Source organism: Niallia sp. 03133 (genome assembly GCF_052663225.1).
In genome coordinates, this window is the sequence record NZ_JBQTCY010000012.1 from 33,186 (window position 1) to 56,620 (window position 23,435).

Below are 23,435 nucleotides of genomic sequence, written 5' to 3' on the forward strand. Positions count from 1 at the left end.
TTTTTATCATCTTCTAATTTCTTAATCTTTCGTTTCAGTAATTTATTATGGGATGGTCTTCATGTGAGCTGAACGGTCATATTTAGCCATTTGTGACACCTTGCTTTCGTTTTATTCGATCTTTTCGGCAAAAATAATATAAATTAGGTTCTTCTTTCAAGAAAATGGTTTTGTGATAATGAAAATTGTCCTAAACGTATTTTCACGGAACGATTTGAAGAGGTTTCTACCAACGGTCGTCTTACGTAAAGAGCAGAACAAATTTTACGCAACATTGCTTTTTCCACTAGCTGCTTGGCTTCGGAAAAGTACACATGCTTCTCCTATTCCTGTCAGCCACGATATGTTGTTATCCATTGTTCAACGAACAAATATTTCCCCGCAGGTGTCTCCCTTTTGTAGGGTTAGATGACTTCGCTTTCCGAAAAGGGCATACATAGAAGGGGATCTATTGAAAGTCTCTTTACAAAATCCTTACTGGAATATGTTTTTTATCGCTTTTCAAATTTATCACCTCATAAAAACAAGTTCACTATAAATTAAAAAAAGCCTTTTAAAAATAAAAAGCTATTCGATATGAGATTTATGAATTTCAATCAAACAAACTACTTTATTTGTATCTTGATCAATAGAATCTTTAACTTTTTCAACAATCCTCCATTCCCAAGTAATCAATTATTTCTTGTTTTGTTTTTCCTTCTAACTTGAAAATGCTTTTTGAAAATCCGTACCGCCATCAATAGCAATAGCCCCACAACTGAACCGTTGAAAATCATGAGCATGCTTCGATTCAATAATGCTGCTGCATTTTTTACAGCGAACTCTGTTAACGATAATTTTCATGATATATCCTCCTATAGCTAATAAAATGATTTAATGCAACAAATGATGTGTTTTAACTTTTTGTTCTTACATATTCAATAATCGCAAATAATACTTGCTCTTCTAGACTTTCAAAGCGTCGATCTAATAAGAGTCGGTTTCCTTCGAAACTAAATGCCTCTAATAGATAAGATACTCTTGCTTTTTTGTAAGATGAACTATTTGCAACACACCGTTCCCAAACGCGTTCTTCTAACTGTTTGGAGTACCGACGGTGTTGAATACATTCATTTAGTCTTGTTTTTTTTATTTCTACATACCCTTCCCAAATATTTTTTTGAGCGAGCTCCATCCACATTTCTGCTCGAATCTGCTCTTTATTTAATACAACAATCATTTCATTATCTTCTTTCACATCATTTGTTGCAAAAGAAGATGGCAGCCGGTCTGCTAAAAAGCAATCCAGGGCTTCTTTTGTTACTTTCCATCCTTCTTTTCGGGAAACCGGTGGGATACCGTCGATACTTCCCTCACGTAACCACCGACGGACAGACTCGATATTGCTAGTAATTTTATTTTCTTTTAAAATTTCAAAGACTTCTTGAACCGTATATAATTGCAATGTTAACCCCTCCTTATACAACAATTGTTTTATTAATTTTAATATACAACAATCGTTGTATATGGTCAATCTACTACCATGTAAAAACGGACCATAAACTGTCTTTTTTGTCCATTGGATAAAAGAGTAGGATCCAGGAGAAAAACGAAGCAATCACGATTTTTGCTTTTTGATTATAGAGCCTATTTTTTCGTTATTTCCCAAACGCAAAAAGGCGGAATTTGCACAAATAGGGACGAATTCCGCCTTTTTCTTTTTTGGCTGCTGCCGATAGGACTCATTATGTTAACTAAGGGTATTCAATATGTATAAATATGTTTAACTAAGTACTTAAAAATATGTAATCAACTTTCCTTTTCAATACTCGGTACAATTTCAGCAACTAAATATTATTTAATTAAGTAATTTGGTTGTTAAAATTCCTCTTTTTTGTTCTTTAGAATATAGAAGTTAATATTTTGAAATTATTTAAGTCAATTGGACTCTTTATTTGAAATATAGAGTCCATTTCTTCTCTTTTAAAAAGAACATATGTTCGATATAATAGTAAAATAAGTATAATTTTGATTGGTTTTTTAGTTATAAGGTCCTTAACCAAAAAATATTTTAAAATGAAAAATAATATGTTAGTAGGTGATATTATTGAAAATTAAAAATTTAAGTGAAAATGATAGAATATTGAACGATTTTTTTGCTGATCTAGACAATAAAAACCTTTATGAAAGACATTTAGAAAAGCCTACAGAAGACATAAAAAACACCTTAGATAAAAGATTTAAAAAACATATATATATAACAAGATGCGTGGCTTACTTGATTAAAGCAATTTACTTTTACAGCCAAAGATTTGATAAAAACCTTCGTGAAAATTCTCACAGGTTTCCGCTTGTTTTAGATAAACCTATGGAAGATGGAAACAGCATGACTGAAATGATTCCATCTCCCTTTCGAATTACAGAATATTACACACAGTTAGAAGATTATCTGTCTGATCCCAATTTACATAAATCATTACAACTTCTCACAACAAGACAAAAACAAATACTTTATTTAATTTACATCAAAGAATTGAGGGATTATGAAGTTGCAGCCATTTTAAACATTAGCCAACAAGCTGTAACTAAATCTAAAAATAAAGCCATTAATAAATTAAAGGAGGGTTTTTATTTTGGAAGAGATCGTTAAATTAATTGGCAATTTTGGTTTTCCAATTGTTATAACAGTTTATCTTTTATATAGGTTTGAACAAAAAATTGATAAGCTCGAAACAGCCATAGTTGAATTAACAACAGTATTAAAAAGATAGAAAGAGGTATGGTATATGCGATTGGGAGAGGACGATATTTTATATATAATTAACAAAATCACTCCTAAAATAAACAAATGCTTAAATCAAACTAATTACGCTAATCGTGATGATTTAGAACAAGACTTAAAAGAAATTGTAATTAAAACCCTTAAAAGAGAAAAGATAAACCGAGACAATATCCCAGGTTTATTTGAATACCTTGAATAATTTTTTCTACCCTTTAACATAGAAAAAAAGCATTTTACAAATCTCGATATTTTTTCGAGTGTAAAATGCTTTTTATTTTGATCTTAATAAAGTACATATATATTTTAGATATGTATTTTATACAAAAATGATATAATCAAGGTTAAATTTTAAAAAGGGGGATTAAACAATGCATACAAATAAACGTTCATCCATAATAGTAGCATTTATAAACGTTATTATCATTTGTTTAAGTCAATATTTATACTTTTCAATAATGAATGACAAAATTACAGTTCCAATTTTTCAATTTTTATTTTTAACTTTGATATTCTTACCTATTAATATATTTCTTTGGTTTAGTAAATTTAAAATTGAATTTTATCATCATTGGGTTAGTGTATACATAGGTTTCTTTTGTTCTATTCTTATTTTTTATATTATTAATTATTTCACTGTAGATACTGCGACTGATTTTCCGCCAGGTGAAGCTCATTTCGATTTATTCTTAACTATTCTTGCATTTTCATTCATACAACTAATTACATTACTTTGTTTTAATGGTATTACTTATTTACTTTATAAAAACTATCCTTATCTAATATCTAAAAAAAATAAATGAATAAAAGATTTCAAAACGGTTGTTAAAGAGTCCTCCAATTGTCCTTTAATAAACATAGAAAACAATAAAAAAATTGTTTCTAGAGCAATTAATTCTTGTTTTCTGTAAATATTGAAGTTGATGTGTTAAATATTAGCTTAGCAACACCAATTTATGATCAAGATTTACATGAGGTGGTGAAAGAAGCTGTTGATAACGGAATAACTATCGTAGCTTCAGCTGGAAATAATAGTGATAATGAAAATTATTATCCTGCTGCCTTTAATATTCCGGGGGTAATTTCAGTAGCGTCCATTAATTTATCGAATGACATTCTTTATGAAAGTACGGTAAATGAACATGTAGACATTTTTGCTCCAGGAGAAGATATTTACACATTCGGAAGAGAGAATTTGATAGAAAAATTCAGTGGAACATCTGTTTCAACTCCAATAGTCACATCCCTAGTGATTTTATTAAAGGCAAAATGCAAAGGTTATGAGCCTAGAGATATTGAAAATATTATAAAAGAAGGAGCAAGTATTTATACAGGTAGCTGGAAAAATACATCAAGAAGTATTTCCTTAATTAATTTTGAGAAAACCTTAGAATTATGTGAGAATTCAAATAATAATAAAGCTCCTTAATACCTATTGTAGATTTTAAAATGGTTCAACTTATTGCGTAAAAATGAATTTTAAAAGAGGAGAAAAAATGAGAAAAAGTAAAATTAATGTTATCTTCATTTTATTTCTAGTGTTAATTTTTTTAGCTTCCTGTTCTAATAGCCAACAAAAAAACGTAAATACTACAAATAATGATAAAAACTCTAATGGACTCATAGTAGAAGATGAAAACGACTTGATAAGTAATTCACTAAAAGACTTACTTGTAAATTCAATAAAAAAAGCCAATAATATATCAGAAATAGAGAATGTGAAAATAACCGAAGTTAATAATGATGACTCTTTATTATCAATAGTAACTTTTTTAATAACGATTGATAAAAAAAAATACATTGGCATATTTTTAGCACAAAAGATTGAAAGTAATAAATATAAATATGTTGGTATCGAATATGCGAAAATAAATACAGAAGAATTAAGTATTTTTCATTATATAGGAATGAAACCTGGAGAAATACAACAAAAGATGTCTATAACATCTGGCTATTTAAATAATAAACAAATACAAAAGGTTTATGTTAATTATACAGATAAAAAAACTTCAGCATTAATTTTAAATAAAGATCAAGAAACATTCACAGAGATTAGGATAGGTGGCGACCCCCATATAGAATCTGTCTTAGGATTATCGAGCGATAATGATATAATTTATGAAAAATGATGTATAAAAACTTAATAACTTACTTATTACCTCTTTTATAGAGGCATTTTTTAGATTTATAAAAAAATAATGGCCCCTACTAACAATTGGGAAATAAACCCATTAAATGGAACTAGCGTATTTTTTAGTATCAGTAATTGCGATTATACTATTTTGCAGATCTCTCCAAACATCATGATGAAGGGTTCTGATCATAAAAAAAGCTTGCTCTTAAATTACTATGACGATAGTAAAAAGCAAGAGAACGAATAAAGTGCGATTGCAAGGCGTTTTATTCAAAAGCCCCTGTAAAAACAGGGGCTTTTTTATAGCTCCATTCCATTATCCCGACTGCGCCTTTTCAATTTTATTTCATGTTCTTTATCCTGCTCAATGGATTTATTTACGTCTTTTACCAAATTAAACTTTTGAGCAAGAGAATTCATCAAATCAAATGCTTTTGGAGCGTTCTCTTTAATAAAGTCAACGCACTTGGACTTAAACTGCTTAAGACGCTGCTTTAAATCTTTAATCTGGGGTGGAGTCAGGAAAATGCGGATTTACAACGGTAAGCAATTCAGAGAAGTAAAAACGTATAATTGAACAACGATAAGGTATTTTGAGACATATATATGAGACGTTTGAAACGCTTTTACCACGGTTATAAGTTGGATTATCAATAGAGTAAACCCTATTGATACAAACCTTCATAAAACTTGATATAACTGTGTTTTGGATCCTTATCGTTGTAAATTGTCAAAATCCTGACGGTACCCCTATTAGATTTTTGCTTTTAGTTTTTCCCCCTCAATAAAAATGTACGAAAACAAAGCGTTAAAGTGCGTCAAAATTGAACAAAAAAATTGCGCCGAAATTGAACGTGTAAAGTGCACCAAAAGTCGATTCTTTATTGACACATTTAATGGAGTTCACTATAGTATAAGTATGGTTAATGTAGTTACCTATGGACAAGGTAACTTTCTGACGGTTTTCAAAGCTCTTGGACAGAGCAATTTATACGTACTTAAAGGATATTTTATTTTGAATTTAAGGTAGGGTTTCTAAATAAGATATTCTGACACACAAAAAAGGCATCCGACCGGACATTGGATGCCTTTTTACGTATAAATATTATGATATTTGAACATATTAGAAATAAATTGTAATTAAAAAGGGTATGTATCTAATATACGTATAGAGTCAGGTTCATCCTGTTCAGGCTGGCACCTCTGGACGTTGACGAGTAAATTTCTTCCTTGGACGAGGAAGAAATGCCCGAACATTTAGAACCTAACTTTTAATTAGAAGAAATCCTTGAAAAATTGAATTGCTTCTGCAATTTTCGGCGCTACTGTAATTAGGTGGACACCCCAACCAGTAATTCGCCATGCATTAGCTTTTCTTTTTTCTTTTATTGCTTGTCTTTCTAACTCGCGACGTTCCATACGAGTTTTTAGGGAATTCTTCGATTTTAGAGAGCTTACGGCAAAAGACAATGATTTTTTGACAGATTGGTTAAATGAACAAGTTCACTTTACACATGATACTGACTATTTAAAAAACCAGGCATATAGTCTGTTTCGCAAATGGAAAGTCGAACCTCCTACAAACGGGAGTTTAAAGCGAATGATCGATTCTGCCATTGATATTTTTGAAAAGAATTTGTATAAATCAATTTATCAGCAGCTGTCTCCTAGCACTTGTTCACGATTAGATGCGTTACTGGAATCCTTTGCTGATGAGGGATCAGCAGAAGGTTTTGAAGATGAGTTTCATAAGGAAAGGGAATCCGATATTTTAACTTTTCGCCAACTTTTATCCTCTCCTAGCAAACCAAGTGTAAACACCATGGAAATGAAAATTAAAAAATTGTTATCAATTCCGCATTTACACATTCCTCCAAGATTATTTCATCATTTGACTCCGAAATTGATGACCTATCTTCCCTAAGAAAAGAGTATGAAAAAAAGATGGAGAAACTTCAACTACAACTGGAGGAACAACAGAACCCTAAAAAAGATTAATAATGCTATGAAGGTAGTTTGGGGAGAAAAATGGGGGCTGTCCAATAAGTCGATTTTTCGGCAAGTGGATACCCTCTTTTCACGCCCAAGAATGATGATATATTCTGGAATAAGTACATATATGAATAAATGATTACTAACGAATGGTTTTTTCTATATAGGTAAAACGGTTGAATTTTTAATTTCTCTCAGAACTAAGCTTGTTTGAATCCTTGTGATGCCGAGTTTATATAATTTCCTGGTAAATGCCTCCAAGTCGTTTCGATTTTTGCTGACTATTTTTAAAAGGTAATCATACTCCCCTGTTAAACAATGACATTCTAATACCTCGGGCATTTCCTTTATTGAATTTTCTAAAAATTCAAATTTATCACCCTGATGTATATTCATGCTAATAAAAATAAAGCATGATAAATCAAAACCTAGTTTCTCTTGATCTAAAATGGCCACTTGCCTTTTAATAAAACCGTCTTTTTCTAAACGTTTTATTCTTGAGTGTATAGCTGGTGGAGACAAATTGACACGTTTTGCTAGCTCTATATTACTTAACTGTGCTTGTGTTTGTAGTAAATTCAAAATTTGAATATCAATATTATCTAAAGTTTTGCTTACGATAGATTCCATTTACAACACTCCAATTAACATTATTCATAAAAAAGCTGCACTTCAAGAGTATAAAAGAATTTAATTTCGAATAAAAGTTTTATTTCTTTATTTTATTTTGAATTTATTTGATTATATCGAATAATATACAACCTAGTCAAACAGCATGTTAAAATAATTAACAAACAAATAAATTAACCTAAAAGTTTCTGGTTCTAATGTAAAAGAGATTTATTTAAATGATTCTTTTAATATGAAATTTATTAACATTAATAGCCTTAAACAATTCTTTTTACTAATATTTAATTGGAGGTAAAACTAGTGAACTGTAAATATGCTAGTCGTATGGAGAAAGTAAAACCATCAGCTATTAGGGAGCTGCTTGCTTTAGGTGCTCAACCTGACATTATTTCATTCGGTGGGGGGTATCCTGCTCCAGAAGTATTCCCCATTGAGAAACTTAATGAAGTTTTCTTGGATGTTATGAAGGATAATGCTTCCAAAGCCCTTCAATATGCAACATCCGAAGGCCTTCTGCCATTGAGAGAAAAGCTTGTGCAACGTATGGTGAATACAGGGATTTCTTGTGAATTAGATCATTTATTCATGATTCAAGGTGCCCAACAAGGACTGGATTTAGTTGCAAAAATGTTTATTGATAAAGGTGATGTCATTGTTACAGAAAATCCTACTTTCTTAGGAGCACTTATTGCTTTTAATCCTTATGAGCCTGAATACAAGACAGTGCCTATGGATGAAGAAGGCATGGATATGGACGCGTTAGAAGAAACTTTAAAAACTCATTCAAAAGTCAAATTTATCTACACAGTTCCAGATTTCCATAATCCAACAGGTGTCACAATGAGTTTAGAGCGGCGAAAACGTTTAGTTGAATTGGCTAATAGATATGATGTGATGATTTTAGAAGATAGCCCATATAGAGAGATTCGTTTTGAAGGCAAAGCTATTCCACCGATTAAGAGCCTTGATACAGAAGGACGAGTTATCTATCTAGGAAGCTTCTCAAAAATTCTATGTCCTGGTATGCGCTTGGGTTGGGTAGTGGCAGAAAAAGAGATAGCTTCTAAGCTATGCCTATTAAAAATGGCTGCAGATACTCAAAACAGTACACTTAATATGTATCTGGCTGATAAATTTATGGAAACATACGATATTGATGAACATATTTGGTCCATTCGAGAGGTTTATAAAGAGAAAAAAGAAACGATGATACAAGCCATTCAAGAATATCTTCCTTCCACCGTATCCTATACAAACCCTGAAGGAGGACTTTTCACTTGGCTGACCTTCTCTAGTAATATTGATGCTGGAATGTTAATGCGTGAACGGTTGCTTTCAGAGGCGAAAGTAGCGTACGTTCCTGGTGAGGCCTTCTTTCCAGTTAAAGGAGAAGTTAATCATTGCAGAATCAGCTATTCGAATATGTCTAAAGAAAAGATTGTTGAAGGAATCGCCTCATTAGGTAAAATACTAAACGAATATTTTTAAATTTGAATATAACTAGGTAAACATTCAAAAAGAGACGGTAAAACGTTTGAATGGAGAAGTGTTCCGAAAAATTAATTGAAAGTCCGGTGTAACTATGTCAGAAGTTAATGTTATAAGTCAGTTGCAGAAGTCAAACGAGAAATCTCTCATTTACATAAGAGGGCAAAACTTCTTTTTCTGGGCAAGTTATTGCATTATTCTATCTTATCTCCCTCTTTATTTTCATGAACGTGGTTTAAACACAAAGGAAATAGGATTTATATTGGCAGTAGGCCCACTGGTTTCCATCTTTGCTCAGCCCTTTTGGGGGATTGTAGCTGATCGTATAAATTCCATAAGGCGAACCATTCTATTGTTGGCATCATGCAGTACGGTGTTATGTACAGGAGTGTTTATAGCAAATGGTTTTTATCCAATCTTTTTCTTAATTGCTCTACTTATGTTTTTCTTTACATCTATTATGCCATTGAATGATTCTATGAACGTTAAAATAAGTGTTTATCATAAGGTGAGTTATAGTACGATAAGGGCATGGGGGTCCATTGGTTTTGCGGTTGCATCAATTGGGTTAGGTTATCTGCTTATCATCATCGACCTATCCCAATTGATTTATGTGTATGTCTTCTTAATGACGCTGATCTTTTTTTTCGCTTATCAGACATTTGAACCTGTACAAAAAGGAAATAAATTTGAACGAAAAGACCTTTATATTTTACTCAAAAATAGCAAATTTTTGATGTTTTTAGTATTTGTTCTCATTGTTTCTATTCCGCATCAGCTAAATTTAAGCTTATTAACCACTTACCTCTCCTCATTGGGAGCATCTAAGCAGATCATTGGATTATCATGGATGACTGCAGGAGTGATGGAGGGGCTTGTATTTTTAACGTTTGGTAAAATACTAGATCGATACAAACCGCTGCCGATTCTGGTAGCTGCATCTTTTTTATATGCATTAAGATGGTTTTTATATTTCTCTATTCAGTCTCCTGAGATTATTGCAATTTTACAAATACTCCAGGCTTTCACTTTTACTCTTTTACTATCTGCGTCCGTTAGATACATGGCTGAAATCATTCCAGCAAAATTAAGGGCAACAGGACAGGCTTTGTTTTCAGCCGTATTTGCTGGAATCGCAGGTGTAATTGGAAATTTAGCTGGTGGATGGGCGATGTATGCTTATGGTGGACAAACTGTATATAAATGGGGATCCGTTTTATCTTTAATAGCTGGCGTATATGCTTTTCTTTATATGTTATACGTTGTTAAATCAGGAAAGAAGACTCCATAATACGAACTGATTGTATAAGTTGAAATTTGTTTTACTCCTCTATTTTGGGAGTAAAACCATAAAAAGCCCTAGTCTAAGAACTAGGGATCAGATTGTAGAGAAATTATTAATTTCTCTACAATTTTTTTGTTTATAGAATTTCATAGGATCTCTAAGCGAAGTGTAGGTGAGATTTCCCCATATATCTCTATCTTACTCCTCAAAGAGTCAGCTTACAGCAATGAGTTACTTTATGAAACGGGTTTTCCCATTTCCGTTGTTATTAAGTGGGCTATAGCATCTACTCTCCCTCTTAAAATATCTGCTGATTTTTTTAATATGCATATCTTTCCTTTGAAGTAATAGGGTTTAATACATTAAAGGTTTCCTTGCTTTCTGATTCTTGCCATACACCAAATAACAGTAACAACTCAAAAGATTTCCGACGAAAAAAAAAGGGAGATTGCTCTCCCTCTCTTATACTTGCCCATGCTCTTTCATGCTGTAATAATCGGCTTTTGCGTTTACAATCACGTGATCTAATACTTCTATTCCTAATACCTTTCCGCATTCTACTAATCTTGTAGTTACGGTGATATCTTCTAAAGAAGGATTTACATCTCCACTTGGATGCTGGTGACTCACAACGATGGACGCACTGTTATTTAGAATGGCTGCTTTAAATACTTCCCTTGGAATAACTAAGGAAATATTCAACCCTCCTACATGCGCTCGGTGTACCGCTACCACTTCATTTTTGGTAGAAAGACACATCACGAAAAATACTTCTCTGTCTTCATCTCCGATAAACTTTGCGGCAACGATGGCTGCATCTTGAGGAGATCGTATGATATATTTTTGCTCCCCCTCCACTTCCTTGATTACTTGTTTAATGCGTACTACTTCATATACTTTTTTCATGTTTCCTCTCTCCTTTCTGCGTTTGAGAGAGGATTTACAATTCGCGCAAACAGGGGCAAGGGCGTGCTGACGAAGAAGCACGCTTGCCAGTTTTGGGTAGGACAAGTCCAGAAAAGTTCCTTCTTTCTGGACTTTTTCGTTAGAAATCGAGAAAAGCCCAATAACTTAGCAAGCGTTCCATTGCGTAGTTGGCAAGGTTACGCTTGTTTAGCCCACTTGGCTTTTCCGCTTTCTTTCCCAAAACGCCCGGCCTTCCCGCTGTCATAAGCGAACTTGTTACAATGAGGAGAACGAAGGAAGGATAGAAAAGGAAAACAAACGGAAAAAACGGCAAGGGTTCGATGCCCGCAGCCGTTTAGCACATAGCTTTTTCATTTCGTATGACAAAAAGGCAGAAAAATTTAAAAAGCGTTCTGTATGAAAACGTTCTTTCTTCATACTGTAGCTTTATAAATAAGATTGATCAAAACTTTAGGTTAGCTATATTTTAGAACACGCATTTTAAAATAAAGTTTGATCAAAAATGTTATAGAAACCTTGATTTATCAATATCCTCATAAAAAAAGATTGTATTTTAATCAAACTTTTTTACAAACGGTTAAACTTTATTTCAAATCAACAATCTTATTCAACAAACGCCCCCTTTACTTTAAGTGCATTTCTTCACAAATTAGTACCTTTTTGTAGTAGTTCTTTTATTAAAGGAATGCTGAAGCGTTTGTCACATACAAAGACAGTTACCTTATTGGCAACTGCTTTGTAAGGAAAGCATATTAATGTGTAAAAAAGAGTTTTTCCGCTCACTTAAATTCTAGATTCGAAAGCTAATATAACTTTACCTTGTGAGTGTCCTGAAGATACTTTTTTAACGCTTCGATAATATCAGTAAATTTATATATTGAGTCTATAAAAGACTTAATATTTTCTTTTTCAATAAGTGTTGTGATTTTTTGTAGTTGGCTGCCAATACTTTACACAAATAAAAAATGATATTCCTTTATAATATTTTCGTACTAAGAAATCCACACGAGCACCAACTAATCCAAATAATAAAACTTTATCAACTTAAGAATGTTATTACAATTTCGACAAACTCTTTTGGATATTGAAATAAGGACCCATGTCCTGCATGGTCAAATATTTTCAACTTACTATCAGGGATTCTATTTGCCAAGTCATATGAATTTTCTATTGGAACCATGCGATCATGATTTCCGTTTATTATTAGTGTTGGCTGAACGATTTTGGATAGATCCGAAGGCTTCTCTTTTCCCCATTTAATGATTGCATCTAATTGCATTCTATACGCTCTTAAACTGATTGTTTTATCTCGATGTTTTTTCCTTTTTTTTATTTGAATTAGAAATTCTTTAGCCTTTTTCTTACCATTCTCTGTGTTTGGAAAAAAAAGATAGGTCTTGACGTCTTTGAAAGTCAAAGTTGCACGGACAAGATCAAGATGAGTAATATGCATGACATTGGAAATACCTTTTCCTCCTCGAGGTCCCGTACCAACTAATACCAGCTTTCTAACTAAGCTTGGTTCCTTTAAGATTAATTCTTGAGCAATCATTCCTCCCATTGACAAAGCTATCAAATCAATCTTTAAAAATCCTAATAGTTTAATAAATGTGATTGCATCATTTGCCATTTGAGGGATGTTATTTGGTACTTTACCATTGGATAGTCCTACCCCTATGTTATCAAATGCGATGACCCAATGGCTTTTAGCAAGACCATCGATAATCCTAGGATCCCAATTATCAAGATTAGCTGAAAGATGTGTCAATAAAATAATAGGGATTCCTTTTTTTTCTCCCAATTCTCTATAAGCATACCGTTTACCATTCTGATGCTGAATGAATAAGTTAGGTGCGTCAATGTAAGAATAATGAATTGACATTGCTACTTCCACTCCTACTTTCCTTTAAAATTTAATAACTACTTTTCCTTTTGTCTTTCCTTTTACTACTAAATTTAATGCATCATTAATGTCATAAATTGTAAAGTTGGTAGGGTCAATAGCTGGAACAATATTGTTTTCTTCAATGATTTTTGTAATTTTTTCTAATTGTTTTCCATCAGCTCTTACGAAAATGAAGCGATATTGAACGCCTTTTTTCTTTGCTTTCTTATCAAATTTCGAGCCAACTATTCCAAAAATAATTTGCTTCCATTTAGGAAGACCTTGATCTATTGCAAACTGTTTATTTGGTGCAGTACGAAGACTTAGTAACCGACCGCCTGGTTTTATAATGGATAACTCCCGTTCGAATTCATCAGCACCTAGAGTATCGATTACAAAATCAACTTCGTCTAGTATTTCCCAATAATTTTCCTTTGTATAATCAATATATTGATCTGCACCAGCATTCAACGTTCTCTCTTTAGCGGAAGGACTACCAGAAACAATAACCTTTAATCCCATTGCTTTAGCTATAGGAACAGCCATTTGGCCAAAACTTCCTGATCCTCCTGGAATAAACACTGTTTGTCCCTTTTTTGCTTCTAACTCTTCTATTAAGCCTTGATATGCCGTCAAACCAGTTAAAGGTGCACCAGCTCCAGTAACGAAATCTAAATTTTTCGGCAAATGCCATATGGATTTAGCATCAACTGCAACATATTCTGCAAATGCCCCAATTTTTTCAATAGGGAGTCTTGTATAAATAGGATCTCCAACCTTAAAACCATATACATGATTACCCACTTTTTCGACAATCCCTGTTAGTTCATTTCCTAATACAAGAGGCATATCATAGTCTTGTATTAATTTTACACTTCCTGTAATATTTAATATTTCAAGTGGATTTATTGCAGCAACTTTTACCTTTACCAGTATTTCATTATCTTTAATACTTGGTATAGGGATATCAACAATCTGCGCTTCAATGTTTTTCGAGTATTTTTGTATTTGAGCAGCTTTCATATTCTTAATCTCCTTCTAAAAAACCACCAATTCTTACATTGATGGTTTTTTATCATTCGTTTATTTCATTCATTGATAGTCTAGTCTGTGTATCCTAAAGCACCATTATTAACCTAAAATGTTTTGTCGATTCCGTTAACTGTTAAACCTTGCCTGTTTTATTCTTTTAAGAACGGATAGTCTGTATACCCTTCCGCTCCTCCTGCATAAATCGTATTTCTATCCGGAGTATTTAGTGGGGCATCCAATTTCAATCGCTCGACAAAATCTGGGTTGGCTATCATCCAAGTCCCTACAGTTATAACGTCCGCAAGTTCATTATCCAAGTCTACAGTAAGTTGGTCTAAAGTACGTCCTGCTCGGTTAATAAGAAGTGCTTGTGACCAAAGTTGACGGATATCTTGTAATAATGATTCGTTTCCGAAGTGCATGATGTGTAGATATGCAAGGTTGAGCTTATCTAACTCGCTGATTAAATAGCGGTACATTTCACTACTTGATTCTCCCTCTTCTATTCCATTTAGTGTTCCTTGAGGAGAGAAGCGTATGCCTGTTCGTTCTGGACCAATCTCATCAACAACTGCTTTTGCTACTTCAATGGCAAATCGCGAGCGATTTTCAATCGTTCCACCGTACGCATCCTGACGTTGATTAGCATTTTCACTTAAGAACTGTTGAATAATGTAACCATTTGCTCCGTGGATTTCAACCCCATCTGCACCAGCTTCTACCGCTGCTCGTGCTGCTAAGCGAAACTCATTTATAACGTCCTTTATTTCTCCTTCACTCAACGCTCTAGGTGTAGGAATCTCCTTCATCCCTTGTGCTGTAAATATTTCTGTATTAGGCGCAATAGCAGAAGGCGCAACAGCTTGACGGTGATGAGGCGTATTGTCAGGATGTGATACACGGCCTACATGCATAAGTTGAACAAAGATTCTTCCTCCTTCGTTATGCACTTTTGATGTAACCTTTTTCCACCCCTCAATGTGTGATTCTGTATAAATACCAGGTGTATTAGAATACCCCTGACCATCATCTGAGGGTTGAGTGCCTTCACTTATTATTAAACCAACAGATGCACGTTGGCCGTAATACTCTGCTGCCAAATCACTAGGTGTGCCATCTGGCAGTGCTCTACTCCTTGTCATTGGTGCCATACCTAAACGGTTTTTTAGCTCTATGTTTCCAATTTTGACTGATTCAAATAACTTGCTCATATAACTTCCTCCTTTTTAATCGTTATCAATTTTTTATAGAGATGTTGAATTCAGGAACGAATTGACGTTCTCAGCAAATAGTTCTGGAAATTGGAATAGGTGTCCGTGACCAGAATCAGGATATATAATGAGTTGTGCTTTTGGTAAGCGCTCAGCTAAAATATAACTATTTTTGGTTGGAACCATAACATCGTTATCACCATTTGTCACAAGCACAGGGTGTTTAATGTTCTGTAACCAATTGTAATCATTATTGGATTTTGGTTGAGACCACTTTGCCAAAGCCTTTAATTGGGCATGTTGTACTTGGTCAGAACTTTCAACCTTTTTCTGATTGATAATTCTTTGTAAAGATGCCATTCCAGCAGATTTACTTGTTTCAGTTGAACGGTAGAAGAAAAACATGAAGTCATCTAAAGCATTCTCTGCATTCCCACCGTGTCGATTCATCCTTTCAAATATTTCCATATCAGGATTAATTCCAGATTCTGGTCCAGTACCTGCCATGATGATTCGTCTAATTAAATTCCCTTCTTGTAATGCCAATTCTTGTGCAACCATTCCACCAATTGAAAAACCGAGAATATCGACTTGATTTAAACCAAGTGCTTTAATAAATTTCCCTGCATCTTGTGCCATCTCAGCTATCGTAGCAGGTGTTTGCCCATTCGTCTCACCAACCCCTTTGTTATCAAATAGGATAACTGGACGTTCCTTCGTTATTGGACCAACCATATTAGGATCCCAATTTTCCATCGTTCCTCTAAAGTGAACTAGAAATACGACAAGTACTCCCGTTTTTTCACCAAACCTTCTATAAGCATAACTAGTACCTTCAACTTCAATAAATTCTGATTGAGATGGCATGGTAAATGTTGTCATTTAAGTTGCTTCTCCTTCGAACATTGAGTTCTAAATTTTTTAATATAAATTAGCTGAATGACATACCTTTTTTAGAATGAACATTCTAAAAATTCATGTGGAAAGAAAGCTAACACAGCATTTAAAGGGTCAGATTATTACAAGGATGTTTTGAAGATAAAGGGAGCAAACCCAAGGTTATGTTCATTCGAGATTTCAAGTTTATACTGTCCTTGTTATTAGTAGATTAAACTAAAAGATTATCTGTACTGCTGAAATATATTTGTGATTATTTGGGCAACAACGGCTAAGTTAACAGTCAGACACCCTTCCAAATATTAGAATCTAAAGGGTATTAAAAACTTAACCTCCAATTATTGGATAAATTTGATTTCTTATTTTAAATTCATAATTTTGGTCTACAATACCTACGACCGCATTACTATCATATATTTCCATCATAAATCCAGCTACTTGCTTAGCTGTGTGGTACATAGGCAAATTTTCTTTGTAATTGAAATTATCCAAATTAGTTGCATTTTTAGCAAATTCTGTTTCCGTCATAGCTGGTGCTATAACTTTTGCTTTTAATTTTGCACCTTTCAATTCTAGTTCTTTTGCAAGACCTTCAGTGAAGGCACTAACATAATATTTAGATGCAGAATAAGTTATAGTCCCAACAGCAATTGCATATCCGAGTGCCGATGATACGTTAATTAACTGAGTTCCCTCTTTCTCTGCATAATCTCGAACAAATAATGTAGAAAGGATTGTCAAAGATTCTATGTTAACCCGTAACAGTGTTTCAACTTTGCTTAAATTTTGATCTGCTACAAATGCGGATTCACCAAGACCAGCATTATTAATCCAAGTCTCAATTTCATACCCTTTTAATTTGTTGTACAGGTTATATGCCTGATCTGTTACAGATAAGTCAATTGAGCAAATAATAACATCTAATTCAGGATTTATATTATGAATTGTGGATTTTAGTTCCTCTAATTTATCTAATCTTCTAGCAACTATAATTAAGTTTTTCCCCCGAGCAGCAAATGCTAATGCTGTCTCATATCCTATACCTGAGCTTGCTCCTGTAATAACTGTGTATTTCATATTATCTCTCCTTAAATTAAAGTAATTTGAATTATCATTTAGTTTTTTTCTGTTTTATTGAATTTTTGAATAAATATCAAGGCAAGCTTTGCTTGATAGCTGACAAGTGAAGTTCAGCTAGATTGATTACTAACTTTTTCGGGAATGAACGTTCTTAAAAGGGTAAAAAAATTAATCTAATACAGAGAGTGTTATATCAATAATATTATTTAATTTTTCTATATCATCGGTAGTTTTGGTCATAACACGTAGTCCTACTAAGGAATTATGAAGAAATTCCGATATTTTTTTTGCATCATGATGTCTAGATATTTCTCCAGATTTTTGACCACTCAACACTAGATTGTTTAGCAGTAATTCGGTCTTAGAAAAACTCTCCACAACCTTTTCTGCTGCTTGATCATCATGTAAAGACAACTCAACTGCCGTATTTACCGTCAAACATCCAATAAGTTGTTGTTTATCCCTGACAATTACCATTTCAAATAATTGCCTGATAGCATCCTTTACCGATTCCAGCTGGTTTACTTCATTCTCTATTCTAGTTCTTATTATTTCATTATAATGATCCAACGCTTTTATAAACAAAGTATGTTTGTCGCCAAACGTATCATATAAGCTACGACGATGGATACCCATATACTTCACTAAATCTTGCATGGAGGTTTTTTCATAGCCTTGTATCCAAAAAAGTTCCATAGCTTTTCGTAATACTTCATTTTCATCAAATTCTTTATTTCTAGCCATACTATCATTTCCTTTGAGTAATCTTAGAGTAACCAGAAAATCTTAATGATAACTTCAAAGATATCCATCATTCAACAAGGTGAAGAATATTGATTTTCTCGTTCCTCGCCAATAATATCATTTTAAGAATGAACAGTAAATATCAGCTTAAAGAGTTACTACCAATTTTACCAATTGTGTGTATGAACCATACGTTTTAACAGCTTCAGCTCCTTTAAAAAAGAATTTTCAATATGTTTCTGTAAACTTAAGATAGTGCTAAGTGATGTTTTTAGAATGAACATTCTCATTATGACAAAAATTAGCTAATAACCTTACAAATCTATAGTATCATTTCGAGAACGATTGGTAAAGAAAAAGTTTTGGATTTTTTTTAACATTAGGCGAGATAAAAGTGCATAATGTTAAATTCTATATTACGGTTTAATAATTCATTCTATAACATGTGAACAATAAACCTTTTTATTTTTTTAATTTGAAAGAATAGTTTAAATCCTTATTCAACAAACCTGCCCTGATAGTTCCAGAAGAAACCCGCGAATCCTTCTTGAATCAAAGCTCCCGTTAGTGGAATAAGAACCTTTCAAAAATAATAAAAGACTACCCAGTTATGAGCAGTCCTTTTCAATATTTGTATATGTTTAACAAGGCACATGCAGCATTAGTAACGATGTTTGAAGAACTCGAATCTTAAATTTTGTTTATTGGCAGGGCTAGCCCTACCAATAAATAAAATCAATCCTTCGAGCACAGTTATTATTATACCAAAGGTGACATTCTATCTAAACAGGTTGAAAAGTCATTTACACAAAAATATTGACAGTACCATTTTTAATTGTAACTTTATTAACCCCTAGTATTTTAACAATTTTTCCAATAATAACTTTGCTCTGTGCTTATAATCTTTTTTGCTATGTTTCGCTTTTTTCACTAATATTCCTTGCTGTTCTAATTTACCTAGCCACTCTTTCTCCCAGACACCACTGCTATTCACTAAATTAAGTAGCAATTCTTCAGTTACATGATTCCAGTTAATAGTTAATATTGAAGATAGTATTAGCATTGATAATGATCGTGTTTCTCTTTCAATTTCCAGTACCCTATACTCCATGCCATCAAATAAGTTAATTGTTGTAATAGCATATTGCCGATTTGTTATACCATCATCTAAATAACTGAACTTCCTCTTACCATCACACGTTGATAAATGGTTAATTTGAATATGAACAGACTGCACTTCTGGGTAATTTTCTACTATTGTTGCTTTTAAATAAAGTTTGATCAAAAACACCTCACAACCCCGTATTTTGCGGTGAACAAGAAGAATCCACTTTGAAAAAAGATTGATCAAAATGGATTCTTCTCTAGCATATTTAAGTTTCGGTTTTATAAAAAAGTTTGATCATTTTCTACCTTCGTTCATAAACAATCGCGCACGAATTGAACAAGATAAAACTTATTTCTTTTTCTGTCTTATTAACATAAGTATATGGAAACTACCTAGTTTTTCTTCTTCTAAATAAATATTTTCTTGTTTTTAATTTGAGCTATTCGTTTTTTGCCCCATTCATACATCATCTCAACGATTGGTAATAACGTCATCCCTAATTCAGTCATTGAATATTCTACTTTCGGAGGAATTTCTGGAAAAACTTCTCTATGAACGATTCCATCTTCTATCAGCTCACGTAAACCTTATGAGATATTCCGGGGAAAAGTCTTTGAAGTTCGCTAAAGCGATGTGGTCCTTCTACACCTAAATGCCACAGAATAACCACTTTCCATTTTCCGCTAATAATTGATAAAGTAAGTTCTTTTTCACAATGATAATCATGATTTAATATTCTCTTTTTAATCTCTTCTCTTAATATATCCGACATGGGGTTAACTCCTTTTCTTTTAATAGTAACCGTTTGGTAACCTCCGCACAAAAAAGTGCATTCTTCACAATATAGAAAACCATCGGTAGAATGAAGTTAGTTCTTAAATACAAATCTTTTTCTATTTTAGGAGGCAAACATATATGAGTAAAAAAGTATTATTAATTATACCACCAGAACGATTTAATGAAGATGAATTATTTCAACCTAAAGAAGCATTAGAAAATGCAGGGGTCAAAGTAACCATTGCAAGCACCAAAAAAGGTGAAATTACAGGAGACTATCAAGGAAAGACAAATGTTGAAGTAATCTTCTCTGAGGTTACAGCTACTGATTATGATGCTCTTGCTGTCATTGGAGGTTCTGGTACGAACGATCATTTATGGGGAAATCAAGAATTACTAAGCTACTTGAAACAAGCGCATGAACAAAATGTTCTTGTAACAGGAATTTGTGCCGGAGCTGTAACTGTAGTTAAAACAGGTTTACTTACTGGCCGAAAAGCAACATGCTACCCCGTTGACGTACAAAAGAACGAATTAAAAGCTCATAACGTAGAATACGTTGAGCAACATGTCGTATCACATGATGATATTATTACAGGCGATGGACCAGATGGTGCGAAAGAATTCGGAAAGAGCCTGGTTAAAGCATTAAGTTAATTCTTAAATATTAATGCGAAAAACTTATTTGAATAGGAAGCCCTTCGGAATTTATTCCGGATGGCTTCTTTTCATAATATGATATATCAACGTTTTCGTCTTCTAGATAACGATGGTTACTTTATAAAAAAAGTGGTATAAAACCTTTTACTCCATTAAATAGCTCTTTAACGGAACAACTCTATTTTAACTCAACAATTCCATACCCACATTATTTCTATATTCAATCTATTTTTTTACTTATAATTTTTATTCCGGCTAAAATATGGACCACACAAACCTGTTTCGTGTGTTATGACAAATGTCCAGCGAAATTCTTTATCTACAACATATATATCTGTTTCATCCATTAGGTCATTTTTGTGAAACAAAGAAGCATTCTCAAGAAGCAATGCGTAATCCGAATGTTGGTAGAAGATATAACATTTATTCTTTCGTTCATTATGGAATGCTTCCTCAGCTTTTTCACCTTCAAAATAATCCTTTTTATTATAACTAAACAGATGCCAGAGAAAGCCTGAAACCCGTCCACTCTCGATTAAATAAATGGACTTCTTTTCTTTCTCATTAAGATGATGAGCAAAGTTATTTTCCCATTCTTTCCGTAAATAAGCCCCCCATTTAGGCAGTTCTACTATTTTCATATTTTTATTTTTAAGTTTTTCTAGTAAGTCCATACACTGCCTCCATATACCTATAATAATGGTAATTCAACATGAATTTACATAAAAAATTTTTTATATTTATTCTTCTGCATAGGACGAACACAACCAACCATTAAGTCATCCCTATAAAAGGGTAACAAAAGTTGTAGTTGGAGGAAATACTTTTTCCAGGAAAAAATAGGTCCCACAAATGGTGGAGACCTATTTTTCTGACAAGTATTTTTCCAATGCTTCTTCAATTAAAAGATAAATACTTTTCTCTTCCAGTATAGACTGCATTTTCAATTGCTTATGTAAATCGGTTCGAAGATCAAACGATACACGCTTTCTTTCTACCTTCTTTTCCATCTTCGAAGAAACGTTCTTTTCTTCTACTTCTTGTGAAAGTGCTTGTGTTGGGGTAACCGTTTTTTGAAGTCTTCTTCTGTTCTTAATATCATTTACGTTCGACACGATTGATCAGCTCCTTATAAAATCCTTCGTATTGTTCCAAAGCCTGTTTTAATTCACTATTATCGCTAAAACCATACAGAGCTAAACGACCGACTGGTGCCTTTCTCGTAATAATTTTTTTGAACACTTCATCCGGATAGTCTTCTTCGATCATTTCATTGAACGCTTTTGCATCATTTCTTCTTACATCGTTCATCGTTCTTAATATGCCGATAACTTTTGTATCCCTGTTTCCATGTTGATTAGCTCCAATAACCGAATCCATGAAATTAGGAATCGCCGAGTAGCACCAGTTGGAGCATTCAAATAAAACAACAACATACTCACTTGCGCACAACGCGTTGGTTGTTTGTTCGGACAAAGAAGGTGGCGTATCAATCACAATAAAATCATATTCATCTCTTACTTCATCCAAACAATGGTCTAAAATTAAACTTGGAATGCCACTAAAAGGAATACTATCACCTGTATAGGTTATTCCTGTGTAGATCCACCTTGGGAACGTTGCTAAAAAATTATTCGCCGGCAGTAAATCTAAATTTTCTCCAATAGGAACTATATAATCGTTAATATTTCCATGCTGCATCGCTTCTAAAACAGATTTCCCTACAAACTCATTAGACGGCTGTTCGGACAACAACTCGGTTAAGTTGCCTTGCGAGTCCATATCAATCGCCAACACCCTATACCCATCTCTGCTCAACAAATAGGACAAAATTCCAGTCGTGGTTGATTTTCCGCAGCCGCCTTTTTGGATCCCTAGCGTAATCGTAATCGCCAATCTTTCCACCTTCTTTTCTACCAACGTTGTTTTCTTCTTTTATTTATACGATTCTTTTTATCTCTTAATTCTTTCTCTAAAAATGAGAAAAATCCTTTTAGATAATTTAAAAAGAATCTCAGAGAGTAAATAAAGGTAATTGCTAAAACTGCAGGCTGACCGAAAACGTTTGTATTTCAAGCTCACAAACAATAAAATTGTTGAAAAAAAATAGAGAGGAAGGACCAGCCTAATGAAGCTTATGTAATATTTACATGAAAATTTAAAAATTACGCATAGGGACTGCTAGTATCACAATTATTAGCGGAACTTTCTTACATGGATATTTATTATTTGTTGAAGAAGAATTAATCTCATTTTACGAGAAAAACAACTTTAACCTTAGTAAATCTTTATTTGTAATGCATAGAAAAAGAAAACTATCGTTATTAAATTAGATGAACAAATCAAAAAAGGAGAATGCTCTTTTCTTTTTCAAGAGTAAGCTGTCATAACTATTTTTTAATATATTTCTGAAAAATGTGAAAATTTTGTTAAATATAGCCTAAAGACCTATTATCTTCTTCCTATCTAGTATATATTTTATATAAAAAAAAGGAGTTGTTGTGATTGTTTCGTTCAAATTCTGCTATATCAGTGGTATATCCTAATGTACTTATGAAAGGGATGAAAAAAGAAGGGATTATGATTTCACCTGTTGATGTAAACATCGGGATAGCTGCTCTTTCTGAGAAAGAATATGAAAATCAAATTTTACGATTATACCAGTTGGTAAGAGAGGAGAATACTTATCATTTCAGCCACGAATTAGCAGCTTTTCGTTTTACCTCCTATCATGAACTTGATCCATTCCTGCAAAAATTACCTGCTATATCCGGATTAGAAATGCTAATGCTACTTAATCCATACCCTGAAGCTTTTAATTAATCAT

At 33.1% G+C, this 23,435-nt stretch carries 25 protein-coding genes and 2 pseudogenes; 11 read left to right on the forward strand and 16 right to left on the reverse strand.

Annotated features, from left to right (window positions below; all coding sequences use genetic code 11):
- Nucleotides 1–699 precede the first annotated feature (699 nt).
- Both ACTYBU_RS16775 and ACTYBU_RS16780 read right to left on the reverse strand, forming a co-directional pair.
- Nucleotides 700–843 (reverse strand): DUF7695 domain-containing protein, encoded by a 144-nt coding sequence (locus ACTYBU_RS16775; RefSeq protein WP_445491489.1) that lies wholly within the window; start codon nt 841–843, stop codon nt 700–702.
- A gap of 52 nt (nt 844–895) precedes the next feature.
- The gene (locus ACTYBU_RS16780; RefSeq protein WP_445491491.1) at nt 896–1,444 is read right to left on the reverse strand and encodes a hypothetical protein; all 549 of its coding nucleotides are present in this window, start codon (nt 1,442–1,444) and stop codon (nt 896–898) included.
- Between the two features lie 642 nt (nt 1,445–2,086).
- Here ACTYBU_RS16780 and ACTYBU_RS16785 point away from each other — a divergent pair.
- The 6 genes from ACTYBU_RS16785 to ACTYBU_RS16810 all read left to right on the forward strand — a co-directional run bounded on the left by ACTYBU_RS16785 (nt 2,087) and on the right by ACTYBU_RS16810 (nt 4,887).
- Nucleotides 2,087–2,629 carry a sigma factor-like helix-turn-helix DNA-binding protein gene (locus tag ACTYBU_RS16785; protein ID WP_445491493.1) on the forward strand — a complete coding sequence of 181 codons (543 nt, stop codon included), beginning with the start codon at nt 2,087–2,089 and terminating at the stop codon, nt 2,627–2,629.
- Nucleotides 2,613–2,750, forward strand: coding sequence for a YvrJ family protein (locus ACTYBU_RS16790; protein WP_445491494.1), 138 nt, complete (start codon nt 2,613–2,615; stop codon nt 2,748–2,750). The genes ACTYBU_RS16785 and ACTYBU_RS16790 overlap by 17 nt, the downstream gene beginning before the upstream one ends.
- Nucleotides 2,751–2,765: 15 nt before the next feature.
- Entirely contained in the window at nt 2,766–2,960 is a 195-nt protein-coding gene (locus ACTYBU_RS16795) for a hypothetical protein (RefSeq protein ID WP_445491495.1), read from the forward strand.
- A 169-nt stretch (nt 2,961–3,129) separates the two neighbouring features.
- Nucleotides 3,130–3,561: a hypothetical protein gene (locus ACTYBU_RS16800; protein WP_445491497.1), complete on the forward strand. Its 432-nt coding sequence runs from the start codon at nt 3,130–3,132 to the stop codon at nt 3,559–3,561.
- 95 nt (nt 3,562–3,656) lie between these two features.
- On the forward strand, nt 3,657–4,187 hold the full coding sequence (locus ACTYBU_RS16805; protein WP_445491498.1) for a S8 family peptidase: 531 nt from the start codon (nt 3,657–3,659) through the stop codon (nt 4,185–4,187).
- 67 nt (nt 4,188–4,254) lie between these two features.
- Entirely contained in the window at nt 4,255–4,887 is a 633-nt protein-coding gene (locus tag ACTYBU_RS16810; RefSeq protein ID WP_445491499.1) for a hypothetical protein, read from the forward strand.
- Nucleotides 4,888–6,167: 1,280 nt separating this feature from the next.
- Here the strand turns inward: ACTYBU_RS16810 and ACTYBU_RS16815 are convergent.
- Nucleotides 6,168–6,311, reverse strand: a complete 144-nt coding sequence (locus ACTYBU_RS16815) for a hypothetical protein (RefSeq protein WP_445491500.1) — start codon at nt 6,309–6,311, stop codon at nt 6,168–6,170.
- Nucleotides 6,312–6,321: 10 nt separating this feature from the next.
- Here ACTYBU_RS16815 and ACTYBU_RS16820 point away from each other — a divergent pair.
- Nucleotides 6,322–6,801 (forward strand): annotated as a pseudogene (locus ACTYBU_RS16820) (Tn3 family transposase); the annotation flags it as partial.
- A gap of 242 nt (nt 6,802–7,043) precedes the next feature.
- Here the strand turns inward: ACTYBU_RS16820 and ACTYBU_RS16825 are convergent.
- Nucleotides 7,044–7,514, reverse strand: a complete 471-nt coding sequence (locus ACTYBU_RS16825) for an Lrp/AsnC family transcriptional regulator (protein ID WP_445491502.1) — start codon at nt 7,512–7,514, stop codon at nt 7,044–7,046.
- Nucleotides 7,515–7,838: 324 nt separating this feature from the next.
- Between ACTYBU_RS16825 and ACTYBU_RS16830 the strand changes: the two genes are divergently transcribed.
- Nucleotides 7,839–9,002, forward strand: coding sequence for an aminotransferase-like domain-containing protein (locus tag ACTYBU_RS16830; RefSeq protein ID WP_445491504.1), 1,164 nt, complete (start codon nt 7,839–7,841; stop codon nt 9,000–9,002).
- A gap of 94 nt (nt 9,003–9,096) precedes the next feature.
- Nucleotides 9,097–10,293, forward strand: coding sequence for an MFS transporter (locus tag ACTYBU_RS16835; RefSeq protein WP_445491505.1), 1,197 nt, complete (start codon nt 9,097–9,099; stop codon nt 10,291–10,293).
- Nucleotides 10,294–10,749: 456 nt separating this feature from the next.
- Here ACTYBU_RS16835 and ACTYBU_RS16840 read toward each other — a convergent pair whose 3' ends face one another.
- The 9 genes and pseudogenes from ACTYBU_RS16840 to ACTYBU_RS16880 form a co-directional block, all read right to left on the reverse strand.
- Nucleotides 10,750–11,193: a JAB domain-containing protein gene (locus tag ACTYBU_RS16840; RefSeq protein ID WP_445491507.1), complete on the reverse strand. Its 444-nt coding sequence runs from the start codon at nt 11,191–11,193 to the stop codon at nt 10,750–10,752.
- A 1,060-nt stretch (nt 11,194–12,253) separates the two neighbouring features.
- Nucleotides 12,254–13,096, reverse strand: coding sequence for an alpha/beta fold hydrolase (locus ACTYBU_RS16845; protein ID WP_445491509.1), 843 nt, complete (start codon nt 13,094–13,096; stop codon nt 12,254–12,256).
- Between the two features lie 24 nt (nt 13,097–13,120).
- Nucleotides 13,121–14,122 carry an NADP-dependent oxidoreductase gene (locus ACTYBU_RS16850; RefSeq protein ID WP_445491511.1) on the reverse strand — a complete coding sequence of 334 codons (1,002 nt, stop codon included), beginning with the start codon at nt 14,120–14,122 and terminating at the stop codon, nt 13,121–13,123.
- A gap of 158 nt (nt 14,123–14,280) precedes the next feature.
- Nucleotides 14,281–15,342, reverse strand: a complete 1,062-nt coding sequence (locus ACTYBU_RS16855) for an alkene reductase (protein ID WP_443480459.1) — start codon at nt 15,340–15,342, stop codon at nt 14,281–14,283.
- 33 nt (nt 15,343–15,375) lie between these two features.
- The gene (locus tag ACTYBU_RS16860; RefSeq protein WP_445491512.1) at nt 15,376–16,224 is read right to left on the reverse strand and encodes an alpha/beta fold hydrolase; all 849 of its coding nucleotides are present in this window, start codon (nt 16,222–16,224) and stop codon (nt 15,376–15,378) included.
- A gap of 342 nt (nt 16,225–16,566) precedes the next feature.
- Nucleotides 16,567–17,316 carry an SDR family NAD(P)-dependent oxidoreductase gene (locus tag ACTYBU_RS16865; RefSeq protein ID WP_443480457.1) on the reverse strand — a complete coding sequence of 250 codons (750 nt, stop codon included), beginning with the start codon at nt 17,314–17,316 and terminating at the stop codon, nt 16,567–16,569.
- Between the two features lie 171 nt (nt 17,317–17,487).
- On the reverse strand, nt 17,488–18,063 hold the full coding sequence (locus ACTYBU_RS16870; protein ID WP_443480456.1) for a TetR/AcrR family transcriptional regulator: 576 nt from the start codon (nt 18,061–18,063) through the stop codon (nt 17,488–17,490).
- 853 nt (nt 18,064–18,916) lie between these two features.
- Nucleotides 18,917–19,354, reverse strand: coding sequence for a Tn7-like element transposition protein TnsE (locus ACTYBU_RS16875; protein ID WP_445491624.1), 438 nt, complete (start codon nt 19,352–19,354; stop codon nt 18,917–18,919).
- A gap of 224 nt (nt 19,355–19,578) precedes the next feature.
- Nucleotides 19,579–19,943, reverse strand: a pseudogene (locus tag ACTYBU_RS16880) (winged helix-turn-helix transcriptional regulator).
- A gap of 143 nt (nt 19,944–20,086) precedes the next feature.
- Here ACTYBU_RS16880 and ACTYBU_RS16885 point away from each other — a divergent pair.
- A complete protein-coding gene (locus ACTYBU_RS16885; RefSeq protein ID WP_445491513.1) occupies nt 20,087–20,605 on the forward strand; it encodes a DJ-1/PfpI family protein in 519 nt (172 codons plus the stop codon).
- 236 nt (nt 20,606–20,841) lie between these two features.
- On the opposite strand, the gene ACTYBU_RS16890 is transcribed toward ACTYBU_RS16885, so the two are convergent.
- The 3 genes from ACTYBU_RS16890 to ACTYBU_RS16900 form a co-directional block, all read right to left on the reverse strand.
- Nucleotides 20,842–21,282, reverse strand: coding sequence for a DUF4275 family protein (locus tag ACTYBU_RS16890; protein ID WP_445491515.1), 441 nt, complete (start codon nt 21,280–21,282; stop codon nt 20,842–20,844).
- Between the two features lie 189 nt (nt 21,283–21,471).
- Nucleotides 21,472–21,723: a hypothetical protein gene (locus tag ACTYBU_RS16895; RefSeq protein WP_445491517.1), complete on the reverse strand. Its 252-nt coding sequence runs from the start codon at nt 21,721–21,723 to the stop codon at nt 21,472–21,474.
- Entirely contained in the window at nt 21,707–22,504 is a 798-nt protein-coding gene (locus tag ACTYBU_RS16900; protein ID WP_445491626.1) for a ParA family protein, read from the reverse strand. Before ACTYBU_RS16900 ends, ACTYBU_RS16895 begins: the two co-directional genes overlap by 17 nt.
- Nucleotides 22,505–23,113: 609 nt before the next feature.
- Here ACTYBU_RS16900 and ACTYBU_RS16905 point away from each other — a divergent pair.
- Nucleotides 23,114–23,431: a hypothetical protein gene (locus tag ACTYBU_RS16905; protein WP_445491518.1), complete on the forward strand. Its 318-nt coding sequence runs from the start codon at nt 23,114–23,116 to the stop codon at nt 23,429–23,431.
- The last annotated feature ends 4 nt before the right edge of the window (nt 23,432–23,435 follow it).

Coding starts and splice junctions, on each gene's coding strand:
- ACTYBU_RS16775 (WP_445491489.1), bottom strand. CDS start 843: ATGAAAATTATCGTTAACAGAGTTCGCTGTAAAAAATGCAGCAGCATT.
- ACTYBU_RS16795 (WP_445491495.1), top strand. CDS start 2,766: ATGCGATTGGGAGAGGACGATATTTTATATATAATTAACAAAATCACT.
- ACTYBU_RS16800 (WP_445491497.1), top strand. CDS start 3,130: ATGCATACAAATAAACGTTCATCCATAATAGTAGCATTTATAAACGTT.
- ACTYBU_RS16810 (WP_445491499.1), top strand. CDS start 4,255: ATGAGAAAAAGTAAAATTAATGTTATCTTCATTTTATTTCTAGTGTTA.
- ACTYBU_RS16815 (WP_445491500.1), bottom strand. CDS start 6,311: ATGGAACGTCGCGAGTTAGAAAGACAAGCAATAAAAGAAAAAAGAAAA.
- ACTYBU_RS16825 (WP_445491502.1), bottom strand. CDS start 7,514: ATGGAATCTATCGTAAGCAAAACTTTAGATAATATTGATATTCAAATT.
- ACTYBU_RS16830 (WP_445491504.1), top strand. CDS start 7,839: ATGGAGAAAGTAAAACCATCAGCTATTAGGGAGCTGCTTGCTTTAGGT.
- ACTYBU_RS16835 (WP_445491505.1), top strand. CDS start 9,097: ATGTCAGAAGTTAATGTTATAAGTCAGTTGCAGAAGTCAAACGAGAAA.
- ACTYBU_RS16840 (WP_445491507.1), bottom strand. CDS start 11,193: ATGAAAAAAGTATATGAAGTAGTACGCATTAAACAAGTAATCAAGGAA.
- ACTYBU_RS16845 (WP_445491509.1), bottom strand. CDS start 13,096: ATGTCAATTCATTATTCTTACATTGACGCACCTAACTTATTCATTCAG.
- ACTYBU_RS16850 (WP_445491511.1), bottom strand. CDS start 14,122: ATGAAAGCTGCTCAAATACAAAAATACTCGAAAAACATTGAAGCGCAG.
- ACTYBU_RS16855 (WP_443480459.1), bottom strand. CDS start 15,342: ATGAGCAAGTTATTTGAATCAGTCAAAATTGGAAACATAGAGCTAAAA.
- ACTYBU_RS16860 (WP_445491512.1), bottom strand. CDS start 16,224: ATGACAACATTTACCATGCCATCTCAATCAGAATTTATTGAAGTTGAA.
- ACTYBU_RS16865 (WP_443480457.1), bottom strand. CDS start 17,316: ATGAAATACACAGTTATTACAGGAGCAAGCTCAGGTATAGGATATGAG.
- ACTYBU_RS16870 (WP_443480456.1), bottom strand. CDS start 18,063: ATGGCTAGAAATAAAGAATTTGATGAAAATGAAGTATTACGAAAAGCT.
- ACTYBU_RS16885 (WP_445491513.1), top strand. CDS start 20,087: ATGAGTAAAAAAGTATTATTAATTATACCACCAGAACGATTTAATGAA.
- ACTYBU_RS16890 (WP_445491515.1), bottom strand. CDS start 21,282: ATGGACTTACTAGAAAAACTTAAAAATAAAAATATGAAAATAGTAGAA.